Below are 23,596 nucleotides of genomic sequence, written 5' to 3'. Positions count from 1 at the left end.
TTCGCTTATGAACGCGATAGCATGATTTCTAGTCGCGAGCCGACACGTTGTGCCTGATCAGCGATACCGCCAACCCACTCGAGAATCTTATACAGGAACATGATATCCACCGGACTGTATTGGTCTTCGATGGCCATTAGTTGTTGTCGTAATTTGATCTGCATGCTGTCGGTGTCATCTTCAATAACATCAAGCTGATTAATCATTTCCGCAACTAAAGTCACTTCTCTGCCTTTGAAACCTGTTTCAAGAAGTTCGTCCAGTTCGTTGATCACACGACGTGCTTGTTCGGCAGCGTCTAAACAACGTTGAACGTACGCGAGAAAATCAGGGTACATTGTAGAAGGAACTTGTAACTGACGCCCTAAGACACGACCAGCGATATCTTTGGACAAATTAGCAAGTTTATCTTGTTGGGTAAGAAGACCTAACATATCAGTACGATCTACTGGCATGAAAAGCCCACGAGGAAGCTTAAGGCGAATTTCACGCTTCAGCACATCCGCTTCTTTTTCAAGTTGCGAGATTTGCTCACGTGTAATCGATGCCTTTTCCCAGTCTCCGGCATTACATGCCTCGAAGAATGGAACAAGCAGTTCGCAACATTCATTTACGCGAGTAACGTGACGTTGCAGTGGTTTGATTGGGGATTTAGCAAAGAGCCCCATAATTGTATTTACTGGCATAGCCGATCAACCTAAAGAGTGCCTACGATATGGCTAAATCTTGAGCGATGGTCACAGAGGCGCGAATGGTAACGTATAAGTTTCGGCAGGGGAACCCATTTTGATCAAGGTTTTGTTGATATTTCTCACTTGCCCCCGAGCGGATAAGGAAATATCCTTGGTTTGCCACTGTTTATAGGTACCCATATGGAAACCGAGATAGAACTGAAGTTTTTCGTCTCACCAGAATTTTCGAGTCAATTGTTGAGCAAAATATCACAAGCGAAAATTCTGCAACAAAGTAGTCGAATGTTAGGGAACATTTACTTCGACACCCCAGACCAAATTCTTCGCCAGCATGATATTGGCCTTCGGGTCCGTCGTATTGATGATGTGTTTGTTCAGACATTGAAGACAGCAGGACGCGTGGTAGCAGGTTTGCACCAACGCCCAGAATACAATGCTGAAACCAATGGCACTGATCCTGATCTCACTTTGCATCCCGCTGATGCATGGCCTGAGTCTTTTGTCGTTGCTGATGTTCAGCAACAGCTTTCTCCTCTTTTTTCAACTGACTTTGAGCGTCAGCAATGGCTGATTGCAATGCCTGATGGCAGCCAAATTGAATTGGCTTTTGATCAAGGTGATGTCAGCACAAATGGTTTAAGCGATCCTATTTGTGAAGTAGAGCTAGAACTGAAGTCGGGTCAAACCGATGCCTTGTTTACGTTAGCGCGTGAACTGTGCACTGAAGGCGGAATGCGCTTGGGTAGTTTGAGCAAAGCCGCCCGCGGCTATCGATTAGCGGCAGGCTATCAAGGGGATGAAATCACCACGATGGACTTCATGCCATTACGTGCTGATGAATCGGTTGAAACGGTATTTATCCATACGCTTGAGTATGCGCTAGAACATTGGCATCGCCATGAGCAGATTTATGCTGAACGCCAAGATGCCAACGCATTAATTCAAATCAAGCAAGCACTAGGTTTGATTCGTCAGGTATTCGTGTTATTTGGTGGCATGATCCCGCGTCGGGCAAGTGCATTACTGCGTCAAGAACTGCAATGGCTTGAAGGCGAACTAGAGTGGCTAGAAGAAGCGGCCAGTATTGAACAACTGCTGGCGGATAAAGGGTACGCACTGCGTAAACTGAATGCGCAGAAAGTGCTGATGAAGCAACTGTGCGAGCAGCAAGAAACATTACCCAATGAAGAAGCTATGCTGGCTCTGATGGAGTCATCACGTTATTGCAACTTGCTACTTGATTTAAGTCGTTGGATTTTAAGTCGAGGCTGGCAGCCGTTCCTTGATGATAAGGGGCGAGTTAAGTTGTCAGGCAGTGTTAAGCAATACGCTGATGCAACGCTTACGCGTTCTTGGCAAGAGCTGCAAGATGTCTTCCCAGCGAAACGTCAATTAGGTCGTATCGAGTATTGCGATCAACAACCTCGCTTGATTCGTAATTTGATGAGCGGTTTGTGTTTTGCCAGCCTGTACGATGAAGACAAACGTGCAGGCTTTAGAATGCCTTGGCTTGATCTATTGAGTGGCATAGAAGATTTACGCCAGCTTGAACCTATCCGCATCTTGTTGGCTGAACACCAAGGTGATGATTTGGTACAAATGGAGAAATGGCTAGAGCGTCACGAAGAGTCGTTATTGCATGCCATGGACCAAACGCGTCAAATTGGGATTGAACTATCACCGTATTGGCCTTAGCGCTGACTGCGTATTTAACACCAAATACGAGTGAAATAGTTAATAGAACGCCGCCAGTGCAATGACACTAGCGGCGTTTTTGTTTTGGCTGCAAATGTAGCTCTACTTATTAACTTTCCTTCGGATGCCTTACATCCGTTACTGTTTTGGGCATCTCTGTATCTGCAGTATTTTGATGGGGGGGGAGCCGATTTTCCAATTGTTCTAATCGCATGAGTAATTGCTGCTGTATGTCTAGCATTTGCTTCCATTCTTGCTGATGTAAGTGCTCTTGTTCTTTTTCATGTTTCAGTTTGCCAGGATCGGAAATCATCGAACTGACCAAACCTGCCACCATACCAAATAGCCCCACACCACAAACAATAATCACTGCCGCTAAAATCTTGCCCAGCGTGGTCACAGGGTAGTGGTCGCCGTAGCCTACCGTCGAAATAGTGACAAAGACCCACCACAGCGCGTCGCTGGCATTGTGAATGTTGGATTCAGGAATATCCCCTTCAATCATGAGCATTAGCGCCGAACCAACCGTTACTAATAAGGTTAACAGTAAAAAGATCGAGGCGACGGTGGCTTCACGGCGGTTACTGCGAATGTAATGGAGGATCTGATTACTCGATCGGATCAAGCGCATCACCCGGAAAACTTGAATCACCCGCGCAAAACGGACTTGTTCAATAATGGGTAAGCTGGCGACAAAGTCGATCCAGTGCACTTTGAGGTAGGCCCATTTTTGCTTGCTTCTGAATAAATCAGTAAGTAGTTGGAACCAAAAGAACAGGCAAATGAAGGTATCAATACCAAATAGCAGCGTATAAACATCATCTGTCTTTGGAATAAAGATAAGACTCGTGACTATGGCCAACGACACAATCGATAATACCAGTGACATCAAACTCATAGGATTGAGTTCATGTTTGATGACATCGACTTTTTTAGACATTCAATTTTCCCTATTAGCTGCCGACATATAAGATGGTCGCAATATTCTAGCTTGTGAAAGTATAGTCACGGCATTTGAGTGAATACCCAGCGTGATTTCTTATTGTGAACAATATTATAACGCATCAGTAGCCGGGTTTCGCGAGCTTATTAAATAGGGAGATTAAGAATGGCAACGTTGGTTTTTAAGCCATGGGAAAAAGGGATCACTAATATCCGTTTAGTCCCTAAGTTAGTACTACTGATGGTATTCAGTACCGTCTTATTGATTGGTAAGCAATTGTGGGATGCCAATACGTTTTATCAAAGTGTGGTCAAGATCCAGCAAGAGCGCTCAAAAGAGGTCGCCAGTGCCAATGTTGCGTTATTAACATCGCTGCTTGCGCAGGGAGATAACGGAAAAAAACTGGCTGAAACCGCCATTCTCTCACAAGAAAATAGCTGGGGAGAAGGGGCTTACTTGTATTTGGTCGAGCGTGATACCGGTACGGTATTTGGTCACCCTACGGCTCGAGCTATAAATCAATTGAATAGCCAAATGGACCAAGGCGGATCGCTGTCTGGTTACTTATCACAGCTACAAGGCTCGGGTGATATTGTACTGAGTAAGGGGGAGCGATTTGAACATGCGGTCACTATGCCTAATCAGGATTGGGTTTTAGTCGCGTCGCAACCTTCTTCTGAAGCTGATCGCTACTACAGCGATTATTTACTTCAAGTGGCATGGCAAACCGGCCTGATGATTGTTTCCTTTATGGTCATTCTATTGGGTGGCTCTAGCATTATGCTTCGCCAAATCAACTACCTTGCAGAGAGCATTAAGCGTTTAGCTCAGCGTGATTTATCACAACCTATCATCATGGAATGTAAAGATGAATATGGTGATTTAGCGCGTGAACTTGAGCAAACGCGAGTACAACTGCGTGATGTGATCTGTAATCAACGCGAAGCATCTTCTGAGCTGTCAGGCTTGGCGGAAGTGATGTCGATCAGCATGGTGGAGACCAAAGAATCATCACAAGAAGAATTTGCGGAAATTGATCAACTGGCATCTGCCATGAGTGAGATGACTTCTACCGTTCAAACGGTGGCAGATAATGCACGCCAAGCCTCGAATGCGACGGAAGGTACCTCTGAACAAGCGGAGCAAGGCCAGCGCTTTGTTTCAGAAACTATCGGTACGATTAACCAATTATCACAAGATATCAGTCAATCCGCTGGTGCGGTGAATCAAGTTGAAAGCCGTGTTGAACAAATCAGTAGCGTGATCGTGACTATTCAAGGTATTTCTGAACAAACCAACTTGCTGGCATTGAACGCTGCGATTGAAGCGGCACGTGCCGGTGATGCGGGCCGTGGTTTTGCCGTGGTTGCCGATGAGGTACGTAACCTTGCACAGCGAACTCAAACGGCGACCGTTGAAATTCAAGATATGATCACTCAGCTGCAAAACAGTGCCCAACAGGCGGTTTCGCTGATGGAACAAAGTGTGGTTGAAGCTGCAGAAGGTGTTGAGTTGGTAACGAATGCTGGGGGTGAGTTGGATAAAATAGTCGAGCAAGTCACTAACATCAATGACATGAATTTCCATATTGCTTCAGCAGCCGAGCAGCAAAGTTCTGTCGCGGAAGAGATGAGCCAAAACCTGAGTAATGTGCGTGAATTGGTAGAAGCCTCGGTGTTGGTTGTGACTGAGTTGTCGGAAACCTCTGATATCATGCAAGAGCAAGCGACAGAATTAGAGAAAAAAATTCAGGCGTTCCATGTTTAACGCTCGCTCAAAAAACGGATAGAAACTCTGATTTAACGCCCGCTATTGCGGGCGTTTTGTTATCTTATTCTCAAACAAATAGCTGTGGTATTTTATATCAAGCTAACGAAGTAACTGAATCCTGCTTGGTATCGTTTTTCGCTGACATATGACGAGTAGCGATACCAAGAGGCTTCATCGAAATTTCACAAGGAACAGGGCGAGGACGAGTCATGAATCACAATGAGCTTTTGCAAACCGCATCAACCCAAGCGTGGGACAAACTCCACAATGCTCACCCTGATGCGCTAGCACAGTGGCCGGCGTCACGTAAAACGGAACTGATGCAAGCGCTTGGTTTTAGCGATTTTATCAGTACATCTATGGTGCGTGATGCCCGTCTGATACCTTGGCTTGCTGAGCACATTGATGATGAATCTCGTTGTGACAATTACCGTGACCAACTGGCTGAACAATTAAATCGTGTCAATGATGAAGCGGAACTCATGCGAGTACTTCGCGCTTTTCGTTGCCAAGAAATGGTGTGGATTGCTTGGCGCGACTTCATGGGAAAATCAACCCTGCCCGATAGCTTGAATCACTTGTCCATGCTGGCGGAAGCGTTAATCATGCAAGCTTACCATTGGCTGTATCAACAATGTTGCGCGGAATGGGGCACGCCAACCAACGCTGAAGGTGAAGCGCAGCCGATGTTGATACTGGGGATGGGGAAGCTGGGTGGTGGCGAACTGAACTTCTCATCTGATATCGATCTGATCTTTACGTATCCTGAAAACGGTGAAACACAGGGCGGGCGTCGCAGTATCGCCAATGCCCAATTTTTCACTCGCTTAGGCCAACGTTTAATAAAAGCGCTAGATCAACCCACTTTCGATGGCTTTTGCTATCGGGTCGACATGCGTTTACGGCCATTTGGTGACAGTGGTCCACTGGTCATGAGCTATGCAGCATTAGAAGATTACTACCAAGAACAAGGGCGTGATTGGGAACGCTACGCGATGATTAAAGCGCGGGTGATGGGGCGTGAAAGTTTTAGCCAGTATCAAGAATTGCGTCAGATGCTGCGCCCGTTTGTGTTCCGTCGTTATATTGATTTCAGTGCGATTCAAGCTTTGCGTCGAATGAAGTCGATGATCAGTAGTGAAGTGCGCCGTCGTGGCCTCAGTAACAATATCAAGCTCGGGGCTGGTGGGATCCGCGAAGTGGAGTTTATCGCTCAGTCTTTCCAGCTTATTCGTGGTGGACGTGAACCCAGTTTACGTGGCCGAGGTTTGCTCGAAACGCTGGAAGCCATTAAGCAGCAAGGCTTCTTACCGCCTGAGCAAGTTGATGATTTAGAACGCGGTTACTGTTTCTTACGCAAGCTTGAAAACCTACTGCAGGCAATAGACGACAAGCAAACCCAAACTTTGCCCGATAAGCCACTGGATCAAGTGCGCCTCGCGATTGCGATGGGGTTTGAGGGTTGGCAACAGTTATTAGCCAGCACTGAGCAGCACATGGCTGATGTTCACCATGTCTTTGACGCGATCGTAGGTAGCGATGAGGATGACAGTGACAGCGCTTGTGTTGCGGGCCCACAATATCAAGAACTGTGGGCGATGAGTAAAGATGAAGAGGTGTTACTGTCTATCTTTGCAGAACTTGATGTGCATGATCCTGCCCAACAAACCAGTACCTTGCTGGGGATGAAAGCCGAATTATCAAAACGCACCCTAGGGCCGCGAGGACGCGAAGTCTTAGCGACTCTAATGCCGTGCGTACTCAGCCGTATTGTTAATCGTCCCGATGCCGCGCAAGTCTTGGGGCGAGTAACCAAGCTGATTGTCCGCATCGCGACACGTACCACTTATCTTGAATTATTAAGTGAGCATCCCGCGGCGCTCGATCAACTGGTACGCTTATGTGCAGCCAGCCCTATGGTGGCGGAGCAATTAGCACAGTATCCGATTTTGTTAGATGAGCTGCTTGATCCGCAGCACTTATATAACCCAACGCCACTCCATCAGTATCGCGAAGAGTTGCGCGAGTACCTTGCCCGTATTCCAGAAGAGGATATGGAGCAACAGATGGAAGCGATCCGCCAGTTTAAGCAAGCCCAATTATTGCGGATTGCTGCGGCTGACATCGCAGGTGCATTGCCATTAATGAAAGTGAGTGATCACTTAACTTTCTTAGCGGAAGCGATTGTCGAAGCCGTCGTTAATCAAGCATGGCTGCAGATGGCCGAAAAATATGGAATCCCAAGCCACTTAGAAGGGCGCGATGGTAAAGGCTTTGGTGTTATTGGCTATGGCAAAGTGGGGGGCTGGGAAATCGGTTATGGATCGGATTTAGACTTAGTATTCCTGCACGATTGCCCTGCCAATGTGAACACCACGGGTAAGAAAGAGATCGATGGTCGTCAGTTTTACTTGCGACTAGCCCAGCGTATTGTGCATTTGTTCTCGACTCGAACCGCCTCAGGTGTGTTGTACGAAGTAGACATACGATTACGTCCATCGGGCGCATCCGGTTTGTTGGTGAGTACCTTAGAAGCATTTGATGAGTACCAGCAACAAGAAGCGTGGACATGGGAGCATCAAGCACTGGTAAGGGCCCGTTTAATTTACGGTGATGCACAGTTACAGCAAGGCTTTGCCTTAGTACGCCAACATACTTTGACGCAAGAGCGTGAAGAAGCAACATTACGGCAGAAGGTGATTGAAATGCGTCATAAGATGCGTGATCACCTAGGCAGTAAAAAAATCGGGTTGTTCGATCTGAAGCAAGATGAAGGTGGTATTACGGATATTGAATTTATTGCCCAATATTTAGTCTTACAACATGCTTATGATAATCCTGCGTTAGCGCGGTGGTCTGATAATGTACGTATATTTGATACGATGGCTGAACATGAACAAATGTCGCCAGAACAAGTGACGGCCATAAAATCAGCTTATTGTGCGATGCGTGATGCCATTCATCGTTTAAACTTATTGGGGCAATCCGCGTATGTTGATGAGCAGCAATTTAGTGCTGAAAGAGCGATAGTTCGCCAAGTATGGCAACAATACTTGGCGAACAGCGATGGATCGGATACGTTAGCCGAATAATTTAATGATCAGCAAGCACTGGGTGAGTGTTTGCTTTTTTTGCTTTGTGATACTATTTCGCAGTTTTCACTTTCCCGGAGATAAAAATGAAATTGACTCTTCCTGATTATGATCAAGCAGATGTGCTCGTTGTTGGTGATGTCATGCTAGATCGTTACTGGTATGGGCCTACAGGGCGTATTTCGCCAGAAGCGCCAGTACCAGTGGTAAAAGTCGATCAGATTGAAGAACGTCCAGGTGGCGCAGCTAACGTTGCTATGAATATTGCAGCACTGGGTGGTCACGCACGTTTAGTGGGTTTAACCGGGATCGATGAGCAAGCGAAAGCGCTAACTGAAAAGTTATCGTCACTCAAAGTACGTTGTGACTTTGTTTCGCTACCAGATTACCCAACCATCACCAAACTACGAGTGATGAGCCGTGGTCAACAGCTGATCCGTTTAGACTTCGAAGAAGGCTTCCATGATGTGGACCCTGATTTGATTATGCCACGCCTTGAACAATCACTGTCGCAAGTGAAAGCAGTGATTTTGTCTGATTATGCCAAAGGCGCCCTGGAGCATGTGCAAACCATGATCCAAATGGCACGTAAAGCGGGTGTACCTGTTCTTATCGATCCGAAAGGTGCTGATTTTGAACGTTACCGCGGTGCAACACTACTGACACCAAACTTATCTGAGTTTGAAACTGTTGTCGGTAAAGTAAATGGCGATGCCGATATTGTTGAGAAAGGCTTTGCCTTGATGGAGCAATTCGATTTTGAAGCGCTACTGGTAACGCGTAGCGAGCACGGTATGACCTTGCTACAGCGTGGCCAAGAGCCGCTGCATATGCCAACCCAAGCGCAAGAAGTTTATGATGTGACAGGTGCTGGTGATACCGTTATCTCGGTACTAGCGTCTTCGCTTGCCGCAGGGAAATCATTGTCTGATGCATGTAAGCTTGCTAACGCAGCGGCAGGTGTTGTGGTTGCTAAGCTAGGCACATCTACGTTGTCGACGATTGAGCTTACCGATGCAATCCATGGAAGCCAAGATAGTGGTTTTGGTGTGATTGCAGAAGATCAGCTAAAACAAGCGGTACTGACTGCACGTGCACGTGGCGAGAAAGTGGTAATGACCAATGGTTGTTTCGATATTCTTCATGCCGGCCATGTTGCTTACTTGAACGAAGCGGCAAAATTGGGCGATCGCCTAATTGTAGCGGTGAATTCAGACTCTTCCGTACAAGCGCTGAAAGGCCCAGGTCGTCCAGTCAACCCTGAAGATCGTCGTATGGCTGTACTGGCGGGTTTAGGTGCGGTTGATTGGGTGGTTCCTTTTACCGAAGAAACCCCACAGCGTTTAATCAGTGAAATCCTACCGACACGCTTAGTGAAAGGTGGCGATTACAAACCTGAAGAAATTGCGGGTGGTCAAGAAGTGATTGCGGCTGGTGGTGAAGTGCTAGTGCTGAACTTCGAAGATGGTTGTTCAACCACTGAAATTATTGAAGCGATCCGTGGTGGTCGAGGTTAATCGCCGCTGGCCTATTGAGATAGGCTGATTTGCGGGGAATAAAAAAGCGCCGATGGGCGCTTTTTTTGTATCTCGATATCGCAGCCAAAAAGTGGCGGCTATAAGCTCTGAATTACTTCTTTGCTTTGATCAAACCTGTGTTGATATCAGTCACGTCTTGCTCGTTAAGCGAACCGACAGCTTGTTTTAGCTGAAGTTGGCTTAGGATGTAATCGTAACGAGCGTTCGCTAGTTGGCGGTTCGCATCGTATAGACGACGTGTTGAATCAAGTACATCAACAATGGTACGGGTACCGACTTCAAAACCTGCTTCTGTTGCTTCCAGTGCAGATTGCGCTGAAATAACAGATTGTTGGTAAGCACGAAGTGCACCAATAGAGGCATTGATGTTGTTGTAGAATGCACGAACATCTTTAACAACAGTACGGTAAGAGCCTTCAAGTTGCTCACTTGCTGACACGTACGAGAATTGTGCTTGTTTCACATCAGAACTTGTTTTGCCACCGCTGTACACCGGTAGATCAAGGCGAATACCTGCCGTTAATTTACCGTTATCAGATGAAGACGAATCAAGCTCGTTGTAGTTGTAACCTGCATCAAAACCAAGCGTTGGTAGGTGACCAGATTCAGCTAATGAAATGCTATCACGTGCGATATCTTGTGAGATACGTGCAGTAAGTAGTGATAGGTTTTCTTTTTCAGCGTCTTGGATCAATTGCAGCACTTTAGATTGTGGACGGCTAGCTGAGAAGCGTGCAGTATCCAAAATGTTAAGGTTAGTGTGCTCTTGACCTGTGATTTCACGTAAACCTTCATAACTGTTGGTTAACGCGTTTTCTTTCAAGATCTCATCAGCAAGTACGGTATCGTACTGTGCTTGCGCATCATGTACATCAGTAATAGCTGAAAGGCCTACTTCAAAACGTTGTTTAGTTTGTTCCAATTGGCGGCCAACGGCAGCTTTTTCAGCACGAACAAATTCAAGATCGTCCATTGCTTTAAGCACATCAAAGTATGCTTGGCTAACACGTAGGATTAAACCTTGCTGTGTTGCGGCTAGCGATGCATCGCTTTGACGCGCACGCTTTTCAGCAATGTCTAGATTTACCCAGCTAGCTCGGTTGTAAATTGACTGACTAAGAGTCACACCAGCATTAAAGCCGTTGCTGTCCCTATCATTATCAGTTAGCTCAGTCGCATTGTAACCCGCATTCAAATTGATCTGTGGCAGTAAAGAACTACGCGATGAATTGATTGCTTCAAATGATGCGTCTTTATCCGCCGCTGCTTTTAATAGTTGCGGATCATTTTGTTTTGCTTGTTGGTAAATTTCAGCAAGGTCATCGGCCAATACAGAGTGGCTGATGCTACCTAGGGCTACGCTCATAAAGAGTGGGAGCAATTTTTTCATGGATGCCTTTCCTGGTCCTGACAGTCAAAATAGTGCAAGCGATCAGTGTAACGAAAGAATGCTGACAGTAAACTGATCAATTCGCTATTTTACTTAGAATCATTATTTTAGTGTGAAACTGCTGGTTTAAAGCTTGAATCACATCATTGATATTACTGTATAAGATTGTAAGCGATATAAAAATTTATACGACTTAAATAAAATCACAATAATTATCAAAAATGTTGAATAAAATCATTGCTGATATTCAACTTGAGTGGAAAAATAGTGCTAAAGGAGAACACAAGCATGAGCAAAGATCCCACAATAGTGTCAGCGCAGGTAGTGTATACCAAGGATGATGTCGAAATTTTGTCAACAAAGCCGCTTTATCAGGGCTTCTTCAAAATGGTGTCTTACACCTTCAAACATAAACTCTTTTCTGGCGGTTGGAGTGAAGAACTCAATCGTGAAATGTTTGAACGCGGTCATGCTGCGGTGCTATTACCGTATGATCCGAAACACGATCAGGTTGTGCTTGTCGAACAGTTTCGTATTGGTGCATTAGCCGCTGATTGTGAACCATGGCAACTTGAAATGGTTGCAGGCATGATTGAAGAAAACGAAATATCAGAAGACGTTGCCCGTCGTGAAGCCCACGAAGAAGCAGGCATCGAGGTACATGAGGTGGAGAAAATCACCCGCTATATTGCCAGTTCTGGTGGTTGTTCTGAAACTCTTGATGTCTTTGTTGGCCGCGTTGAAAGCCAGCTTGCATCGGGTATTCATGGTTTACCTGAAGAGGGTGAAGATATTCGAGTCCACGTTGTTTCGCGTGAGCAAGCCTATCAATGGGTAGAATCTGGTAAAATAGAAAATGCAGCTTCTATCATTGCGCTACAATGGTTGCAGCTGAATCATTTACGTCTCCAACAGCAATGGTGCAAGGATTAAGTTTGAAGAACCGTTATACCGTTGATCTCGCGGGTATCATGCGCTTGTATGAAACCAACTATGCGAAGCTGCTTCCATTACTACCAAAATCTGATGAGGTAGGGGACTGCTGTGTGTACCGCGTGTTTGGTCATGAATATTCGATAACCATTACTGAGTCAACGCGCTATACCACGGTGATTGAGCTGCTTCAACACGACGAAGCATCCCTTCCTGTTTATATGCATCCGCACCTAATTATTCGTTTATATCACGATGCGCGAGTCGCAGAAGTGTGTTCAGCGCAGCAGATTTCGCGCTTGAAGCCAAGGTATGATTACCCCAATATGCGAATGCATCAACAAGATGAAAAACATCAAGTTAACCGCTTTCTTGGGGATTGGTTAGCTTATTGCCTGAAAAACGGCATCAGCAAACGATCGGTTTGTTGATATTCTATTGGTTGCTACCATTAAAAAATTAGATTGGGACAATGAGTGGCAGCTCCTCTCGTGGTTACCCGTACATACATTGAGACATTACAGGATTTAAACGATTTTGCAGACGTATACGTTGCCTCAGCAAGGTCCAGATAAGGTTGTCTTGCTTCAAATTACTGATACGCATTTATTTAATGACATATCAGGAAGCTTATTAGGCATAGAAACAAAGAAAAGTTTTCATGCAGTGTTAGATGCTGTAGACGATGCTGCGCGTCCATTTGATGCGATTATAGCAACGGGAGATATCTCTCAAGATCACAGCGAAAACTCCTACCAACGCTTTGCTGACGGCATTAGCCGTTGGACACAACCTTGTTTTTGGCTTCCAGGTAATCATGATTACCAACCGACCATGCGCTCCGTGTTGCCTTCGCCGCAGATTAAACCTTGCGAGCAGGTACTTGCGGGCGAGTATTGGCAAGTCATCTTATTAGACAGCCAAGTCCCTGGCGTTCCACATGGTGCACTTAGTTCTGCGCAACTTGAAATGCTGGATAATGCATTGCGCATGCACCCTGAACGTCATGCATTGGTGTTACTTCATCACCATCCACTAGAGGTGGGTAGCAGTTGGTTAGATCAGCACCAATTGCATAACAACGAAGCACTTTGGTATGTGTTGGACCAGCATCCACAAGTTAAAGCGGTGCTGTGTGGACATATTCATCAAGAACTTGATCGTATGTACCGCAATGTACGTGTGCTCGCAACGCCTTCTACGTGTATTCAGTTCTTGCCTGACTCGAACGACTTTGCGTTAGACCAAGTGAACCCTGGGTGGCGTTATTTAGAGCTTTACGCTAACGGTGATATTCGTACAGAAGTGTCTCGTGTGCAGGGGCTGCAGTTTGCGCCACAATTCGACGAAGCAGGATACTAATGATGGAAACACCACCCAAAAAGCCGTTGTTGCTGTATATCCATGGCTTTAACAGTTCACCAAAATCGTTGAAAGCACAGCAAATGCTGGATTACTGCCGTCAGTATCGTCCTGATATTCGAGTAGAGATCCCTCAGGTGCCGTGTTACCCCGCGCAAGCCGCTGAGTTCATCGATAATACGGTGCAAGCGTTAGCGAAAGACTATCGCATTGGTTTGGTGGGTAGTTCATTGGGGGGGTATATTTCCACTTGGTTGAATGATCGTTACCAATACCCAGCGGTATTGGTGAACCCTGCGGTGACCCCGTATGATTTATTAGCTGACTTTTTAGGTGAGCAAGTGAACCCGTACACCGATGAGCGCTATTACTTAGAGCCTCATCATATGGATGAACTACGCTTGATAGACGTTGCGCGTGTAGTACAGCCACAACAATTGTGGTTGCTACAGCAAGAAGGCGATGAAGTTCTTGATTATCGCCAAGCCGTGACCAAATATGCCGACTGTAAACAAACGATTGAACCTGACGGAGATCATAGCTTCGTTGGATTTGAACGCTTTCCTGCCGACATCATTCAATTTCTTGGCCTTTGAGCCGATTATAACGACCTCAGCTTGACAACTGAGCTGGGGTTACTGACTATTGTTGCCAAAATTTTCTCGTAAACTTCCGTGATATGACAGATCAAAGCTATAACGCTGGAGCCATAGAGGTTCTAAATGGCCTTGAGCCAGTACGCCGCCGTCCCGGCATGTACACTGATACGGTACGCCCTAACCATCTTGGTCAAGAGGTTATCGATAACAGTGTCGATGAAGCATTAGCCGGCCATGCCCGCAAAGTTGAAGTCATTCTCCATGCGGACCAATCCTTAGAAGTTACCGATGATGGGCGTGGTATGCCTGTCGATATTCACCCTGAAGAAGGGGTGTCAGGGGTTGAGTTAATCCTCTGTAAGCTCCATGCCGGTGGTAAATTCTCTGGCAAGAACTATCAGTTCTCAGGTGGTTTGCACGGGGTAGGTATCTCGGTAGTAAACGCCTTATCGAAGCGCGTGGAAGTCACGGTTAAACGTGATGGTCAGGTGTATCAAATTGCCTTTGAAAATGGTGATAAAGTTTCAGAGCTGGAAGTCATTGGTACTTGTGGCCGCCGCGCAAAAGGGACAAGTGTCCACTTTTGGCCTGATGGCAGCTACTTTGATAGCCCTAAATTCTCAGCCACTCGCTTAAAAAGCAATTTAAAAGCCAAGGCCGTTTTGTGCCCAGGGCTGGAGATTGTTTTCACCGATAAAAATACCGACGAGACCATTCGTTGGTGTTACGAAGATGGCCTAAAAGATTACTTAGCAGAAGGTGTAAAAGGTTACACTTTATTGCCAGAAGAACCGTTTACTGGTGTGTTCAGTGCACAAACAGAAGCGGCGGATTGGGCACTGCTATGGCTACCTGAAGGTGGCGAACTGATCACCGAAAGTTACGTCAACTTGATCCCAACGGCGCAAGGCGGTACGCACGTAAATGGTTTACGCCAAGGCTTGCTTGATGCCATGCGTGAGTTCTGTGAATTCCGTAACTTGCTACCGCGTGGTGTAAAGCTGACTGCCGATGATATTTGGGAACGTTGTGCTTACGTACTGTCGGTAAAAATGCAAGACCCACAGTTTGCCGGTCAAACCAAAGAACGCTTGTCGTCACGCCAATGTGCCGCGTTTGTATCGGGTGTGGTCAAAGATGCCTTTAGCCTTTGGTTGAACGAGTGTCCGCAAATTGCAGAACAGTTAGCGGAAGTGTGTATTGCTAATGCTCACCGCCGCATGCGTGCCAGCAAGAAAGTGGTCCGTAAAAAAATCGCATCAGGTCCTGCCTTGCCGGGTAAGCTTGCCGATTGTTCGCAGCAAGATTTAAACCGCACCGAACTTTTCTTAGTGGAAGGTGACTCGGCGGGCGGTTCTGCGAAACAAGCCCGTGACCGTATGTTCCAAGCGATCATGCCGCTGCGTGGTAAAATTCTGAATACTTGGGAAGTCTCTGCTGACCAAGTCTTGGCATCGCAAGAAGTACACGACATTTCCGTCGCACTGGGTATCGACCCAGATAGCGATGATTTGAGTGGCTTACGCTACGGTAAGATCTGCGTCCTTGCCGATGCGGATTCCGATGGTCTTCACATTGCGACCTTGTTGTGTGCCTTATTCATGAAGCACTTTGAAGCATTGGTTCGTGCTGGCCATGTATTCATCGCTATGCCGCCACTGTACCGTATCGATTTAGGCAAGGAAGTGTATTACGCCCTTGATGAAGGCGAGAAGAACGGCATCCTAGAGCGTCTGAGCGGTAAGCGCGGTAAGGTCAACGTCCAGCGATTTAAAGGTCTGGGTGAAATGAACCCATTACAGCTGCGTGAAACCACCATGGATCCAAATACTCGTCGCTTGGTGCAATTAACCATTGATGATGATACCCAAACCAATGAAATGATGGACATGCTGCTGGGCAAAAAGCGTGCAGAAGACCGTCGTCACTGGTTGCAAGACAAAGGCGATATGGCTGAAGTGTAACGGATAGCGTTGCTTTCAGATGGGGTTACCCACAATAACGATTTATGGAGGCTGGTGGCATTGTGCTTACTGGCCTTCAAAGTAAGATTTAAACGGATTACCGACGATGACTGATGTCTCAATGGATGGCGTTGAACAGCTTCCACTTAGGAAGTTTACTGAAGACGCTTACCTTAATTACTCCATGTACGTAATCATGGATCGTGCTTTACCTTTCATTGGTGATGGCCTTAAACCCGTACAGCGCCGTATTATTTATGCGATGTCTGAACTTGGTTTGTCTGCTACCGCTAAATACAAAAAATCGGCACGTACTGTCGGTGATGTATTAGGTAAATACCACCCACATGGTGACTCGGCATGTTACGAGGCGATGGTATTGATGGCGCAGCCATTTTCATACCGTTACCCGCTGGTTGACGGCCAAGGTAACTGGGGTGCGCCGGATGATCCGAAATCTTTCGCTGCAATGCGTTATACCGAATCACGCCTTTCTCGTTTTTCTGAAGTACTACTGGCTGAATTAGGCCAAGGTACAGCCGATTGGGTGCCGAACTTTGATGGCACCATGAACGAGCCTAAAATGTTGCCAGCACGCCTACCTCACATCTTACTGAATGGTGTGACAGGTATTGCCGTGGGCATGGCGACCGATATTCCACCGCATAATGCCCGCGAAGTGGCAAATGCTGTGGTGCATTTGATTGATAATCCAAAAGCGGAACTTGATGCGTTAATGGGGTTTGTGAAAGGCCCTGATTACCCAACAGAAGCGGAAATTATTACTCCTCAGAGCGATCTGGAAAAGGTGTACCGCACTGGCCGTGGTAGCATCAAGATGCGTGCGGTATGGCATAAAGAAAACAGTGACATAGTGATCACCGCATTGCCACATCAAACATCTGGCGCAAAACTGCTAGAGCAGATTGCAAACCAGATGCGAGCCAAGAAACTCCCTATGGTTGAAGACTTACGCGATGAGTCTGACCATGAAAACCCAACGCGTATCGTGATTGTCCCACGCTCTAACCGCATCGATTGTGATCAGTTGATGAATCACTTATTTGCCTCGACCGATCTTGAGAAAAGCTTCCGTGTGAACTTGAACATGCTGGGTCTTGATGGTCGTCCACGCGTGAAAGGGTTGGTGACGATTCTGGGTGAGTGGCTGGAGTTCCGTCGCTCGACAGTCCGCCGTCGTTTACAGTACCGTCTAGATAAGGTACTCGCTCGCCTACATATTCTGGAAGGCTTATTAGCCGCTTACCTTAATATTGACGAAGTGATTGAGATTATCCGTACCGAAGATAATCCCAAAGCGGAATTTATGTCGCGCTTTGATTTGTCAGCAATCCAAGCGGATGCGATTTTAGAAATTAAACTGCGTCAATTGGCGAAGTTAGAAGAAATCAAAATTCGAGCGGAGCAAGACGAATTAGCGACAGAGCGTGATTACTTAGAAAAACTACTAGGTTCAGAGCGCCGTTTAAACACCCTGATTAAAAAAGAAATTATTGCCGATGCAGAGCATTATGGTGATGATCGTCGCTCGCCATTGGTTGAGCGTGAAGAAGCAAAAGCACTGACTGAACGTGATTTGATCCCAAGTGAAATCATCACAGTAGTGCTGTCTGAAAAAGGTTGGATCCGTCACGCGAAAGGCCACGATGTTGACCCATCAACATTAAGCTATAAATCGGGTGATAATTACCTCGCACATACACGTGGTAAGAGTAACCAGCCAGCGATCTTTATGGGGACTGACGGTCGAAGCTACGCACTGGAATCACATTCATTGCCATCGGCACGTAGTCAAGGTGAGCCGATCACCGGACGTTTGAACCTGACTGCGGGTAGCCATGTGCGCCAAGTCTTGATGTCGGAAGATGATCAGATGTGGCTGATGAGTTCAGATGCAGGCTACGGCTTTATCTGTAAAGGCAGCGACATGGTATCGAAGAACCGTAATGGTAAAGCGCTACTGACTGTGCCTGAGAATTCACTGGTGTTACCGCCGCAGCCCGTCACAGATCTTGATAGCGACGATGTATTGGTGATTACCAATGAAGGGCGCATGTTGATGTTCCCAGTGAAAGATTTACCACAGCTTAGCAAGGGTAAAGGTAATAAGATCATCAACATTCCAGCTGCGCGTTCGAAAGCACGTGAGGAAATGGTGGCACACATGATTATCTTACCAGCTAATAGCCATATTACGTTGCATGCAGGTAAGCGTAAGCTTGGCTTGAAGCCCGCGGATCTAGATAACTTCCGTGGTGAACGTGGTCGTCGTGGTGCGATGCTACCGCGTGGTTTACAGCGTGTGACTGAGATGGAAATCTCTGCGCCAGAAACCAATAATAACGACGAGTAATCGTGTCTACGATGTAATATCGATACGCGTTTTGCAATGACAATAAAGCCCTCAGTGATGAGGGCTTTGTTTTTTCTGATTGGTGCTGAAAAGGGGTGTAATTTCCTGTTGCCTAAGTATACTAGCGAACGCTTGTACGCTGAGGAGATATCAATGATATTGTTGTTCCGCATGATCGCCATGGCACTTTTTGCCGTATTCATGTTTGTATTTGGCTGTGGCTACTGCCTATTAAGCCCTCGTAATCCAACACACGTATATACCTGTGGCCGCCAATTTAGCAAAATGGCACGTATCTTAGGGATTAAACTTGAGATCCGTTATGCCGACGGTGCTCAAAATGTAGGATCCAGCGTATATATTGCTAACCACCAAAATAACTATGATCTTTTTACCGTGTCTGGCGCGATTATGCCGCGCACTGTGACTGTGGGTAAAAAGAGCTTAGTGTGGATGCCATTGTTTGGTCAGCTTTACTGGATCACCGGTAATATTCTGATTGATCGCGCAAACCGCAGCAAGGCGGTGGGCACCATTGGTCAGATCGTTGAAAAGATCAAACAGCGAAATGTTTCAATTTGGATGTTCCCAGAAGGAACTCGCTCTCGTGGCCGTGGTTTGCTGCCATTTAAAACCGGTGCTTTTCATGCCGCGATAGGTGCGAATGTGCCTGTTGTGCCCGTTGTGTGTAGTTCGACGGAAAGCATTAAGTTGAATCGTTGGAATAACGGTGTTGTGATTGTTGAAGTCATGCCTCCTATTTCCACTGACGGTTTGTCGAAAGAAGATGTACGTGATCTCTCTGAGACCAGCCGTAATCAAATGAAAGATAAAATTGAACAGTTGGATGCAGAGATCGCACAACGTTCAGCGTAATTTTCCGTACATACAAACAACTAAAAGGATGAGCTTTCGGCTTGTCCTTTTTATTTTGTCTTAAAATAAGAAAGAAACGTAAAGATTTGCTAAGGCTATAGAATGAAGAAAGAGCTAGTGGTACTTGTAACGCCTGAAGGTAAACCAATAGGGCTGCAAGAGAAAATGCAGGCCCACTATGATGGCCAATTACATCTAGCTTTCTCTGTTCTGTTGTATCGTGATGGTGAGCAAGGGCGAGAATATCTACTGCACCAGCGAGCTATGGGGAAGTATCATAGCGGAGGGCTATGGACTAATACCTGTTGTTCTCACCCACGCCAAAATGAGTCCTTCATTGATGCGGGTCTTCGCCGTCTTGGGGAAGAGATGGGAGTGGTAGGGTCGATCCCATTGCAAGATGTGGCGACGTTTTTATACCGTGCCGAGCTTGATAATGGATTGGTCGAGCATGAATTGGATCATGTCTTGATTGCGAAGTGTGGCCAAATCCAACTTGATCCCAGTGAGGATGAAGTCATGGCATATCGCTGGTGGCCTGAGTCGGATGTGATTGCGGCATTAGATAATACGCCTTCGATCTTCACTGCATGGTTTCCGCAAGTATGGCAATTAACCTTAGCGCATGCCGCTTAGTGGTGCTGAAGGTACCGTTATTCAGATGACCCGTCCTGATATGGGTTGACACTTGATTGACTAAAACGCTCGATGTATTTCATCGGGCGTTTTGTATTTTAGAGCTGTGTGAGGCCTATATTCATTATAGATTTTTACTGATTCGGCGACCATTTTCTTTGCTTCATCTAAATCATTCGGCTTATTCAACAGATACTCCATCTTCAGTATTCCGTTGATCCTCTCTGCCAACGCATTCTGATAACAGTCATAGCCATCAGTCATTGAGCAAGATACATCATACTGTCGATGCAACTCTTGGTATTCAACAGAGCAGTACTGAACACCTCGATCTGAGTGATGAACAAGCTCACCTGTATTCTTCCGCTCTTTCAACGCGTTTAAAAAGGCCTGCTTGACCGTGCGAGCTTTCATATCATCACCTATGTGATAGCCCACGATTTTTCTTGAGTAAGCGTCCGTCACTAAACTGAGATAAGTACTACCACGTCGCGTTGCTAGATAAGTAATATCGGCAACCCATAATTGCTCTGGTCTTTCCGGTATTAAGCCTTCTTTGATTCGATTTGGATGGCAGTAAAAGCGATGATTACTGTTTGTGGTTCGATGATAAGCCCTTCGATTTTGCACTAATAATCGATTCATTCTCAACAGAGAGAATAAGCGGTCTCGCCCGATTTCAATATCGTTCTGAGCAAGTAAATACTTGATCTTACGAGTCCCTATACGAGGGTGCATCATCCTTTGATCCTTCACGAAACCGAGTACTGATTCATCTTTCTTTGTTTGATGAATTTCTGCAACACAGCGCTTGTAGAAGGCTTGTCGTGTAATACCTATGAAGTGACAAGCTTTAGTGACGGTCAACTTTCTGACCGTTTTTTCCTTAATAACTCGGCCTTGCGCTTCTTTGAGATTCGGACACCGAAATCTCGATCCATGACTTTTACTACCGCTTCAAAGAACTCAGCTTTGAGCTGAGTCTCTTCCAATTGCTGCTCGAGTTCTTTGATTCGTTGCTCTGGGGTTTGAGTTGAGGAAGGGTTTGACATAGTCGCTCCTAACGCTCTCGATTGTTCTATTCCTTTAGACCAATCTAGTTGACCATGTTTGCGAAGCCAAACTAAAACGGTAGAGCGACCTTGGATCCCATAACGCTCTTGAGCTTGCTTATAAGTCATTTCGCCTTTTTCAACTTGGCTTACGACTGCCAATTTAAAGGCAAGAGAATAATCTCGTTGAGTACGTCTACTTGTTGTTTTCATGACACTCTCCAATTTCATGTTGGAAATGTGTCAACCATATTTAGGACGGTACAAGAACAATAAAAAAAGCTGCCATTGGCAGCTTTTTTATTGAATGCTTAAGTCGAAATTATTTACGAACCGCAATTGCTTCAATTTCGATTTTCACATCTTTTGGTAGACGTGCAACTTCTACACAAGAACGTGCAGGGTATGGTGCATTGTGCTCATCAAAGAACGCACCGTACACTTCATTTACTGCTGCAAAGTCATTGAGGTCTTTTACAAAGACTGTCATTTTTACAATGTCAGCGACTTTCAGGCCTGATGATTCAACGACTGCTTTGACGTTGTCTAGTGACTGGCGCGCTTGCTCTGCAATGCCATCAGCCACTTCGCCTGTTTCTGGGTTTACTGGAATTTGGCCAGAGGTTAGCACCATGTTACCTAGGTCAACACCTTGTACGTAAGGGCCAATTGCTGCTGGTGCTTGTTCGGTATGTAGAACTTGAGTCATTGAAAATCCTTAAATATATATCAAAGTAATACCAAGCGAAATGTCATTGCAGCAGAGCTGGCGTGTGACCGACTTGGTATTGAGCAGTTGAGAGTCTAGAGGCTAGCAACTCTCACTGCTTAAGGTCAAAGATTTTCAATCGAGAAAGAGAATTTAAACAGGAATACCTAAACGTGTTTTAACGACTTTCTCACATTCATCTATGCGGTTGATATCTTTTGGCGCCACCATCACGGTATCGTTGCCCCCCACAGTGCCAAGAATTTCAGCATGCGGTTGAACATCAATTAAACGTGCGACTAACTGCGCGCCACCTGGGTGTGTTTTTACGACCACGACCAGTTGGTTATGGGTGATAAATTCAATCTGTGATGCGATTGAAGATCCCACTTGAACGGGTTCGTTTTCAACAGTTAAGCAATAGACTTTCTTGCCGTAGGCATTCGGTACTTTTGCTACACCCATGCGAGAAAGCAGGCGTGAAACGGTTGATTGGCTGACATCGGTATAACCCATGTCGATTAAACTTTGGCGAATATCATCTTGGGTAGAAAAGCTTTGCTGTTGCAGTAGACGCTTACATGCTGTGATGATGTCTTCGTCAGATGCACTCAACTCTAGCGCGCCGTGTAATTCGTATCCATTCACGGGCAACTCCTTATTATTTTAGTAGGTACAAAGATCGTATCTTGTAGCTATTCAGCGCAGAGCGTTATTCTGTTGGTGTAGCAAGTTCAACAGCATTAGCGAGCTGAATCGTTACTTTTATTTGTTATGAGGTTTTGTGTGCGAGATTATTCAAGCCTTGCATAATCTTGCATACGAATCATACCAGTTAGATAACATCGTTTGTTTGACGCTAGTCACCAAAATAATGAACTGGTTGCATTACCAATATGAAGGTCGATACCCTATTTCATTTATGAGATTGCTGTTTTTCTCTTGTTGTGTTTTTGTTTGTCTTTTCTGTGCTTTATCTCCTTGTTTTTGTTGTGAATTAATGGTTGCTTCTTGCGTGTCTCTAAACGGTGTTTTTGGGGGAGATAATGGTTTGATTGACGACGATGTTAATGATGACGATAAAGGATGTTGTACGACGGCGTAGTGATTGAAAATAGAGATGGTCGCGCTGGTGTTTTCTTCACGGTTATTCGTTTGGCCTATCACACGCTGACGTGTTGTTTGTGGCTGAGAGCTTAGCTGAAATGATGAGGCATTTTGCGGTGAGGCTGGTTGTGATTGGACACCTAGTCGGTAATGAGGGGTGTTAATGTTCTCGATGTAAGGGGCGACCCGGATGTTGGCTAATTCGGAGCTGGCATATGAGGTGCTGATCCCTAATTGGGTTAACCAATCAAAGATTAACGTGGCAGGAACAAATTGGGTATACCGTTCTGCTTGTCGTAAATTTTGAATATCTTCTGGGTTATCGAGTATCGCGACAGTGATCCCAACGATTTGTCCTTGCGCATTAAAGACCGGGCCACCGCTCATACCTGACATACTGGGCGCATCGCTCAGGGAGTATAGGCATTTACTATTGGTATCCAGTACGTCTTGTAAGTATTTCCCTTCGCCTTTTATTGTTGTGCCAAGCAGCGAGTGCCCCTGATGGCTGACAGCTTGATCTGGGTAGATCAAGCCCCATTGTGGAATCGATTCTTGAGGGGTACGAGAACGCACCAAAGATAAGTCACAATAGGGGTGATGAATAACATCGAGATCCCATGACAACTGCGCGACATGCCTCGCAGTAATATGATATTGCTCGTTAATGGGGACGGAAGAGCCGAATCCCCCAAGTAGCATGGGGACACCAATAACGACCATATGGTTGGCCTCATGCGAGGCGGTATGTTCAATCTTGCCATTGCTCGCAATACACTGAGTCAATGAGAGTGTGATGAGTGTACCAAGGGCTATCCTGGCAATATGCCTGATTGTTGGTGATGTAAATTGTGCCATTGCTGT

At 45.9% G+C, this 23,596-nt stretch carries 19 protein-coding genes; 12 read left to right on the top strand and 7 right to left on the bottom strand.

Translation table 11 applies throughout. The annotated features are described in order from the left end of the window. Nucleotides 1–5: 5 nt before the first annotated feature. The gene (locus OCU87_RS14800) at nucleotides 6–686 is read right to left on the bottom strand and encodes a TIGR00153 family protein (protein WP_062691800.1); all 681 of its coding nucleotides are present in this window, start codon (nucleotides 684–686) and stop codon (nucleotides 6–8) included. 186 nt (nucleotides 687–872) lie between these two features. Here OCU87_RS14800 and OCU87_RS14795 point away from each other — a divergent pair, with 186 nt between their 5' ends. After that, nucleotides 873–2,387 (top strand): CYTH and CHAD domain-containing protein, encoded by a 1,515-nt coding sequence (locus tag OCU87_RS14795; RefSeq protein WP_062691805.1) that lies wholly within the window; start codon nucleotides 873–875, stop codon nucleotides 2,385–2,387. A gap of 109 nt (nucleotides 2,388–2,496) precedes the next feature. On the opposite strand, the gene OCU87_RS14790 is transcribed toward OCU87_RS14795, so the two are convergent. Then, nucleotides 2,497–3,327: a potassium channel family protein gene (locus OCU87_RS14790; protein ID WP_094956112.1), complete on the bottom strand. Its 831-nt coding sequence runs from the start codon at nucleotides 3,325–3,327 to the stop codon at nucleotides 2,497–2,499. A gap of 168 nt (nucleotides 3,328–3,495) precedes the next feature. Between OCU87_RS14790 and OCU87_RS14785 the strand changes: the two genes are divergently transcribed. From OCU87_RS14785 to hldE, 3 genes are all read left to right on the top strand, one after another. Next, nucleotides 3,496–5,097, top strand: coding sequence for a methyl-accepting chemotaxis protein (locus OCU87_RS14785; protein WP_261857474.1), 1,602 nt, complete (start codon nucleotides 3,496–3,498; stop codon nucleotides 5,095–5,097). A gap of 212 nt (nucleotides 5,098–5,309) precedes the next feature. Continuing rightward, nucleotides 5,310–8,192, top strand: coding sequence for a bifunctional [glutamate--ammonia ligase]-adenylyl-L-tyrosine phosphorylase/[glutamate--ammonia-ligase] adenylyltransferase (glnE, locus tag OCU87_RS14780; RefSeq protein ID WP_261857473.1), 2,883 nt, complete (start codon nucleotides 5,310–5,312; stop codon nucleotides 8,190–8,192). Nucleotides 8,193–8,278: 86 nt separating this feature from the next. Continuing rightward, nucleotides 8,279–9,709, top strand: a complete 1,431-nt coding sequence (gene hldE, locus OCU87_RS14775; protein WP_062691807.1) for a bifunctional D-glycero-beta-D-manno-heptose-7-phosphate kinase/D-glycero-beta-D-manno-heptose 1-phosphate adenylyltransferase HldE — start codon at nucleotides 8,279–8,281, stop codon at nucleotides 9,707–9,709. 112 nt (nucleotides 9,710–9,821) lie between these two features. Here hldE and tolC read toward each other — a convergent pair whose 3' ends face one another. Next, nucleotides 9,822–11,120, bottom strand: a complete 1,299-nt coding sequence (tolC, locus tag OCU87_RS14770) for an outer membrane channel protein TolC (RefSeq protein WP_062691809.1) — start codon at nucleotides 11,118–11,120, stop codon at nucleotides 9,822–9,824. Nucleotides 11,121–11,408: 288 nt separating this feature from the next. On the opposite strand from tolC, the gene nudF reads away from it, so the two are divergent. The 8 genes from nudF (at nucleotide 11,409) to idi (ending at nucleotide 19,864) form a co-directional block, all read left to right on the top strand. After that, the gene (gene nudF, locus OCU87_RS14765; RefSeq protein WP_261857472.1) at nucleotides 11,409–12,053 is read left to right on the top strand and encodes an ADP-ribose diphosphatase; all 645 of its coding nucleotides are present in this window, start codon (nucleotides 11,409–11,411) and stop codon (nucleotides 12,051–12,053) included. A gap of 38 nt (nucleotides 12,054–12,091) precedes the next feature. Beyond that, on the top strand, nucleotides 12,092–12,484 hold the full coding sequence (locus tag OCU87_RS14760; RefSeq protein WP_062691866.1) for a DUF1249 family protein: 393 nt from the start codon (nucleotides 12,092–12,094) through the stop codon (nucleotides 12,482–12,484). A 106-nt stretch (nucleotides 12,485–12,590) separates the two neighbouring features. After that, nucleotides 12,591–13,415, top strand: a complete 825-nt coding sequence (gene cpdA, locus OCU87_RS14755) for a 3',5'-cyclic-AMP phosphodiesterase (RefSeq protein ID WP_062691813.1) — start codon at nucleotides 12,591–12,593, stop codon at nucleotides 13,413–13,415. Beyond that, complete coding sequence (gene yqiA / locus OCU87_RS14750; protein ID WP_261857471.1) at nucleotides 13,415–14,011, top strand: esterase YqiA; 597 nt, start codon at nucleotides 13,415–13,417, stop codon at nucleotides 14,009–14,011. Before cpdA ends, yqiA begins: the two co-directional genes overlap by 1 nt. An 83-nt stretch (nucleotides 14,012–14,094) precedes the next feature. Then, complete coding sequence (gene parE, locus OCU87_RS14745) at nucleotides 14,095–15,978, top strand: DNA topoisomerase IV subunit B (protein ID WP_261857470.1); 1,884 nt, start codon at nucleotides 14,095–14,097, stop codon at nucleotides 15,976–15,978. Nucleotides 15,979–16,084: 106 nt separating this feature from the next. Continuing rightward, the gene (parC, locus tag OCU87_RS14740; protein WP_261857469.1) at nucleotides 16,085–18,352 is read left to right on the top strand and encodes a DNA topoisomerase IV subunit A; all 2,268 of its coding nucleotides are present in this window, start codon (nucleotides 16,085–16,087) and stop codon (nucleotides 18,350–18,352) included. A 153-nt stretch (nucleotides 18,353–18,505) separates the two neighbouring features. Beyond that, entirely contained in the window at nucleotides 18,506–19,228 is a 723-nt protein-coding gene (locus OCU87_RS14735; RefSeq protein WP_261857468.1) for a 1-acylglycerol-3-phosphate O-acyltransferase, read from the top strand. A 102-nt stretch (nucleotides 19,229–19,330) separates the two neighbouring features. Further along, nucleotides 19,331–19,864, top strand: a complete 534-nt coding sequence (idi, locus tag OCU87_RS14730) for an isopentenyl-diphosphate Delta-isomerase (protein WP_261857467.1) — start codon at nucleotides 19,331–19,333, stop codon at nucleotides 19,862–19,864. 60 nt (nucleotides 19,865–19,924) lie between these two features. Here idi and OCU87_RS14725 read toward each other — a convergent pair. The 4 genes from OCU87_RS14725 to OCU87_RS14710 all read right to left on the bottom strand — a co-directional run bounded on the left by OCU87_RS14725 (nucleotide 19,925) and on the right by OCU87_RS14710 (nucleotide 23,590). Continuing rightward, nucleotides 19,925–21,129 (bottom strand): IS3 family transposase gene (locus OCU87_RS14725; protein ID WP_261856952.1). Its coding sequence is split into 2 segments (ribosomal slippage): nucleotides 19,925–20,742 and nucleotides 20,742–21,129, totalling 1,206 coding nucleotides; the frame shifts between segments, so codons are not numbered across the junction. Nucleotides 21,130–21,238: 109 nt separating this feature from the next. After that, on the bottom strand, nucleotides 21,239–21,625 hold the full coding sequence (locus OCU87_RS14720) for a RidA family protein (RefSeq protein ID WP_261857466.1): 387 nt from the start codon (nucleotides 21,623–21,625) through the stop codon (nucleotides 21,239–21,241). A 153-nt stretch (nucleotides 21,626–21,778) separates the two neighbouring features. Continuing rightward, nucleotides 21,779–22,273, bottom strand: coding sequence for an arginine repressor (locus tag OCU87_RS14715; protein ID WP_062691821.1), 495 nt, complete (start codon nucleotides 22,271–22,273; stop codon nucleotides 21,779–21,781). A 240-nt stretch (nucleotides 22,274–22,513) separates the two neighbouring features. Continuing rightward, nucleotides 22,514–23,590, bottom strand: a complete 1,077-nt coding sequence (locus OCU87_RS14710; protein ID WP_261857465.1) for a serine protease — start codon at nucleotides 23,588–23,590, stop codon at nucleotides 22,514–22,516. Nucleotides 23,591–23,596: the final 6 nt, after the last annotated feature.

It is taken from the genome of Photobacterium sanguinicancri, assembly GCF_024346675.1.
GTDB classification, from domain to species: Bacteria; Pseudomonadota; Gammaproteobacteria; order Enterobacterales; family Vibrionaceae; genus Photobacterium; species Photobacterium sanguinicancri.
This window is presented reverse-complemented; position numbering and strand designations above follow the sequence as displayed.

Coding starts and splice junctions, on each gene's coding strand:
- OCU87_RS14800 (WP_062691800.1), bottom strand. CDS start 686: ATGCCAGTAAATACAATTATGGGGCTCTTTGCTAAATCCCCAATCAAA.
- OCU87_RS14795 (WP_062691805.1), top strand. CDS start 873: ATGGAAACCGAGATAGAACTGAAGTTTTTCGTCTCACCAGAATTTTCG.
- OCU87_RS14790 (WP_094956112.1), bottom strand. CDS start 3,327: ATGTCTAAAAAAGTCGATGTCATCAAACATGAACTCAATCCTATGAGT.
- OCU87_RS14785 (WP_261857474.1), top strand. CDS start 3,496: ATGGCAACGTTGGTTTTTAAGCCATGGGAAAAAGGGATCACTAATATC.
- glnE (WP_261857473.1), top strand. CDS start 5,310: ATGAATCACAATGAGCTTTTGCAAACCGCATCAACCCAAGCGTGGGAC.
- hldE (WP_062691807.1), top strand. CDS start 8,279: ATGAAATTGACTCTTCCTGATTATGATCAAGCAGATGTGCTCGTTGTT.
- tolC (WP_062691809.1), bottom strand. CDS start 11,120: ATGAAAAAATTGCTCCCACTCTTTATGAGCGTAGCCCTAGGTAGCATC.
- nudF (WP_261857472.1), top strand. CDS start 11,409: ATGAGCAAAGATCCCACAATAGTGTCAGCGCAGGTAGTGTATACCAAG.
- OCU87_RS14760 (WP_062691866.1), top strand. CDS start 12,092: ATGCGCTTGTATGAAACCAACTATGCGAAGCTGCTTCCATTACTACCA.
- yqiA (WP_261857471.1), top strand. CDS start 13,415: ATGATGGAAACACCACCCAAAAAGCCGTTGTTGCTGTATATCCATGGC.
- parE (WP_261857470.1), top strand. CDS start 14,095: ATGACAGATCAAAGCTATAACGCTGGAGCCATAGAGGTTCTAAATGGC.
- parC (WP_261857469.1), top strand. CDS start 16,085: ATGACTGATGTCTCAATGGATGGCGTTGAACAGCTTCCACTTAGGAAG.
- OCU87_RS14735 (WP_261857468.1), top strand. CDS start 18,506: ATGATATTGTTGTTCCGCATGATCGCCATGGCACTTTTTGCCGTATTC.
- idi (WP_261857467.1), top strand. CDS start 19,331: ATGAAGAAAGAGCTAGTGGTACTTGTAACGCCTGAAGGTAAACCAATA.
- OCU87_RS14720 (WP_261857466.1), bottom strand. CDS start 21,625: ATGACTCAAGTTCTACATACCGAACAAGCACCAGCAGCAATTGGCCCT.
- OCU87_RS14710 (WP_261857465.1), bottom strand. CDS start 23,590: ATGGCACAATTTACATCACCAACAATCAGGCATATTGCCAGGATAGCC.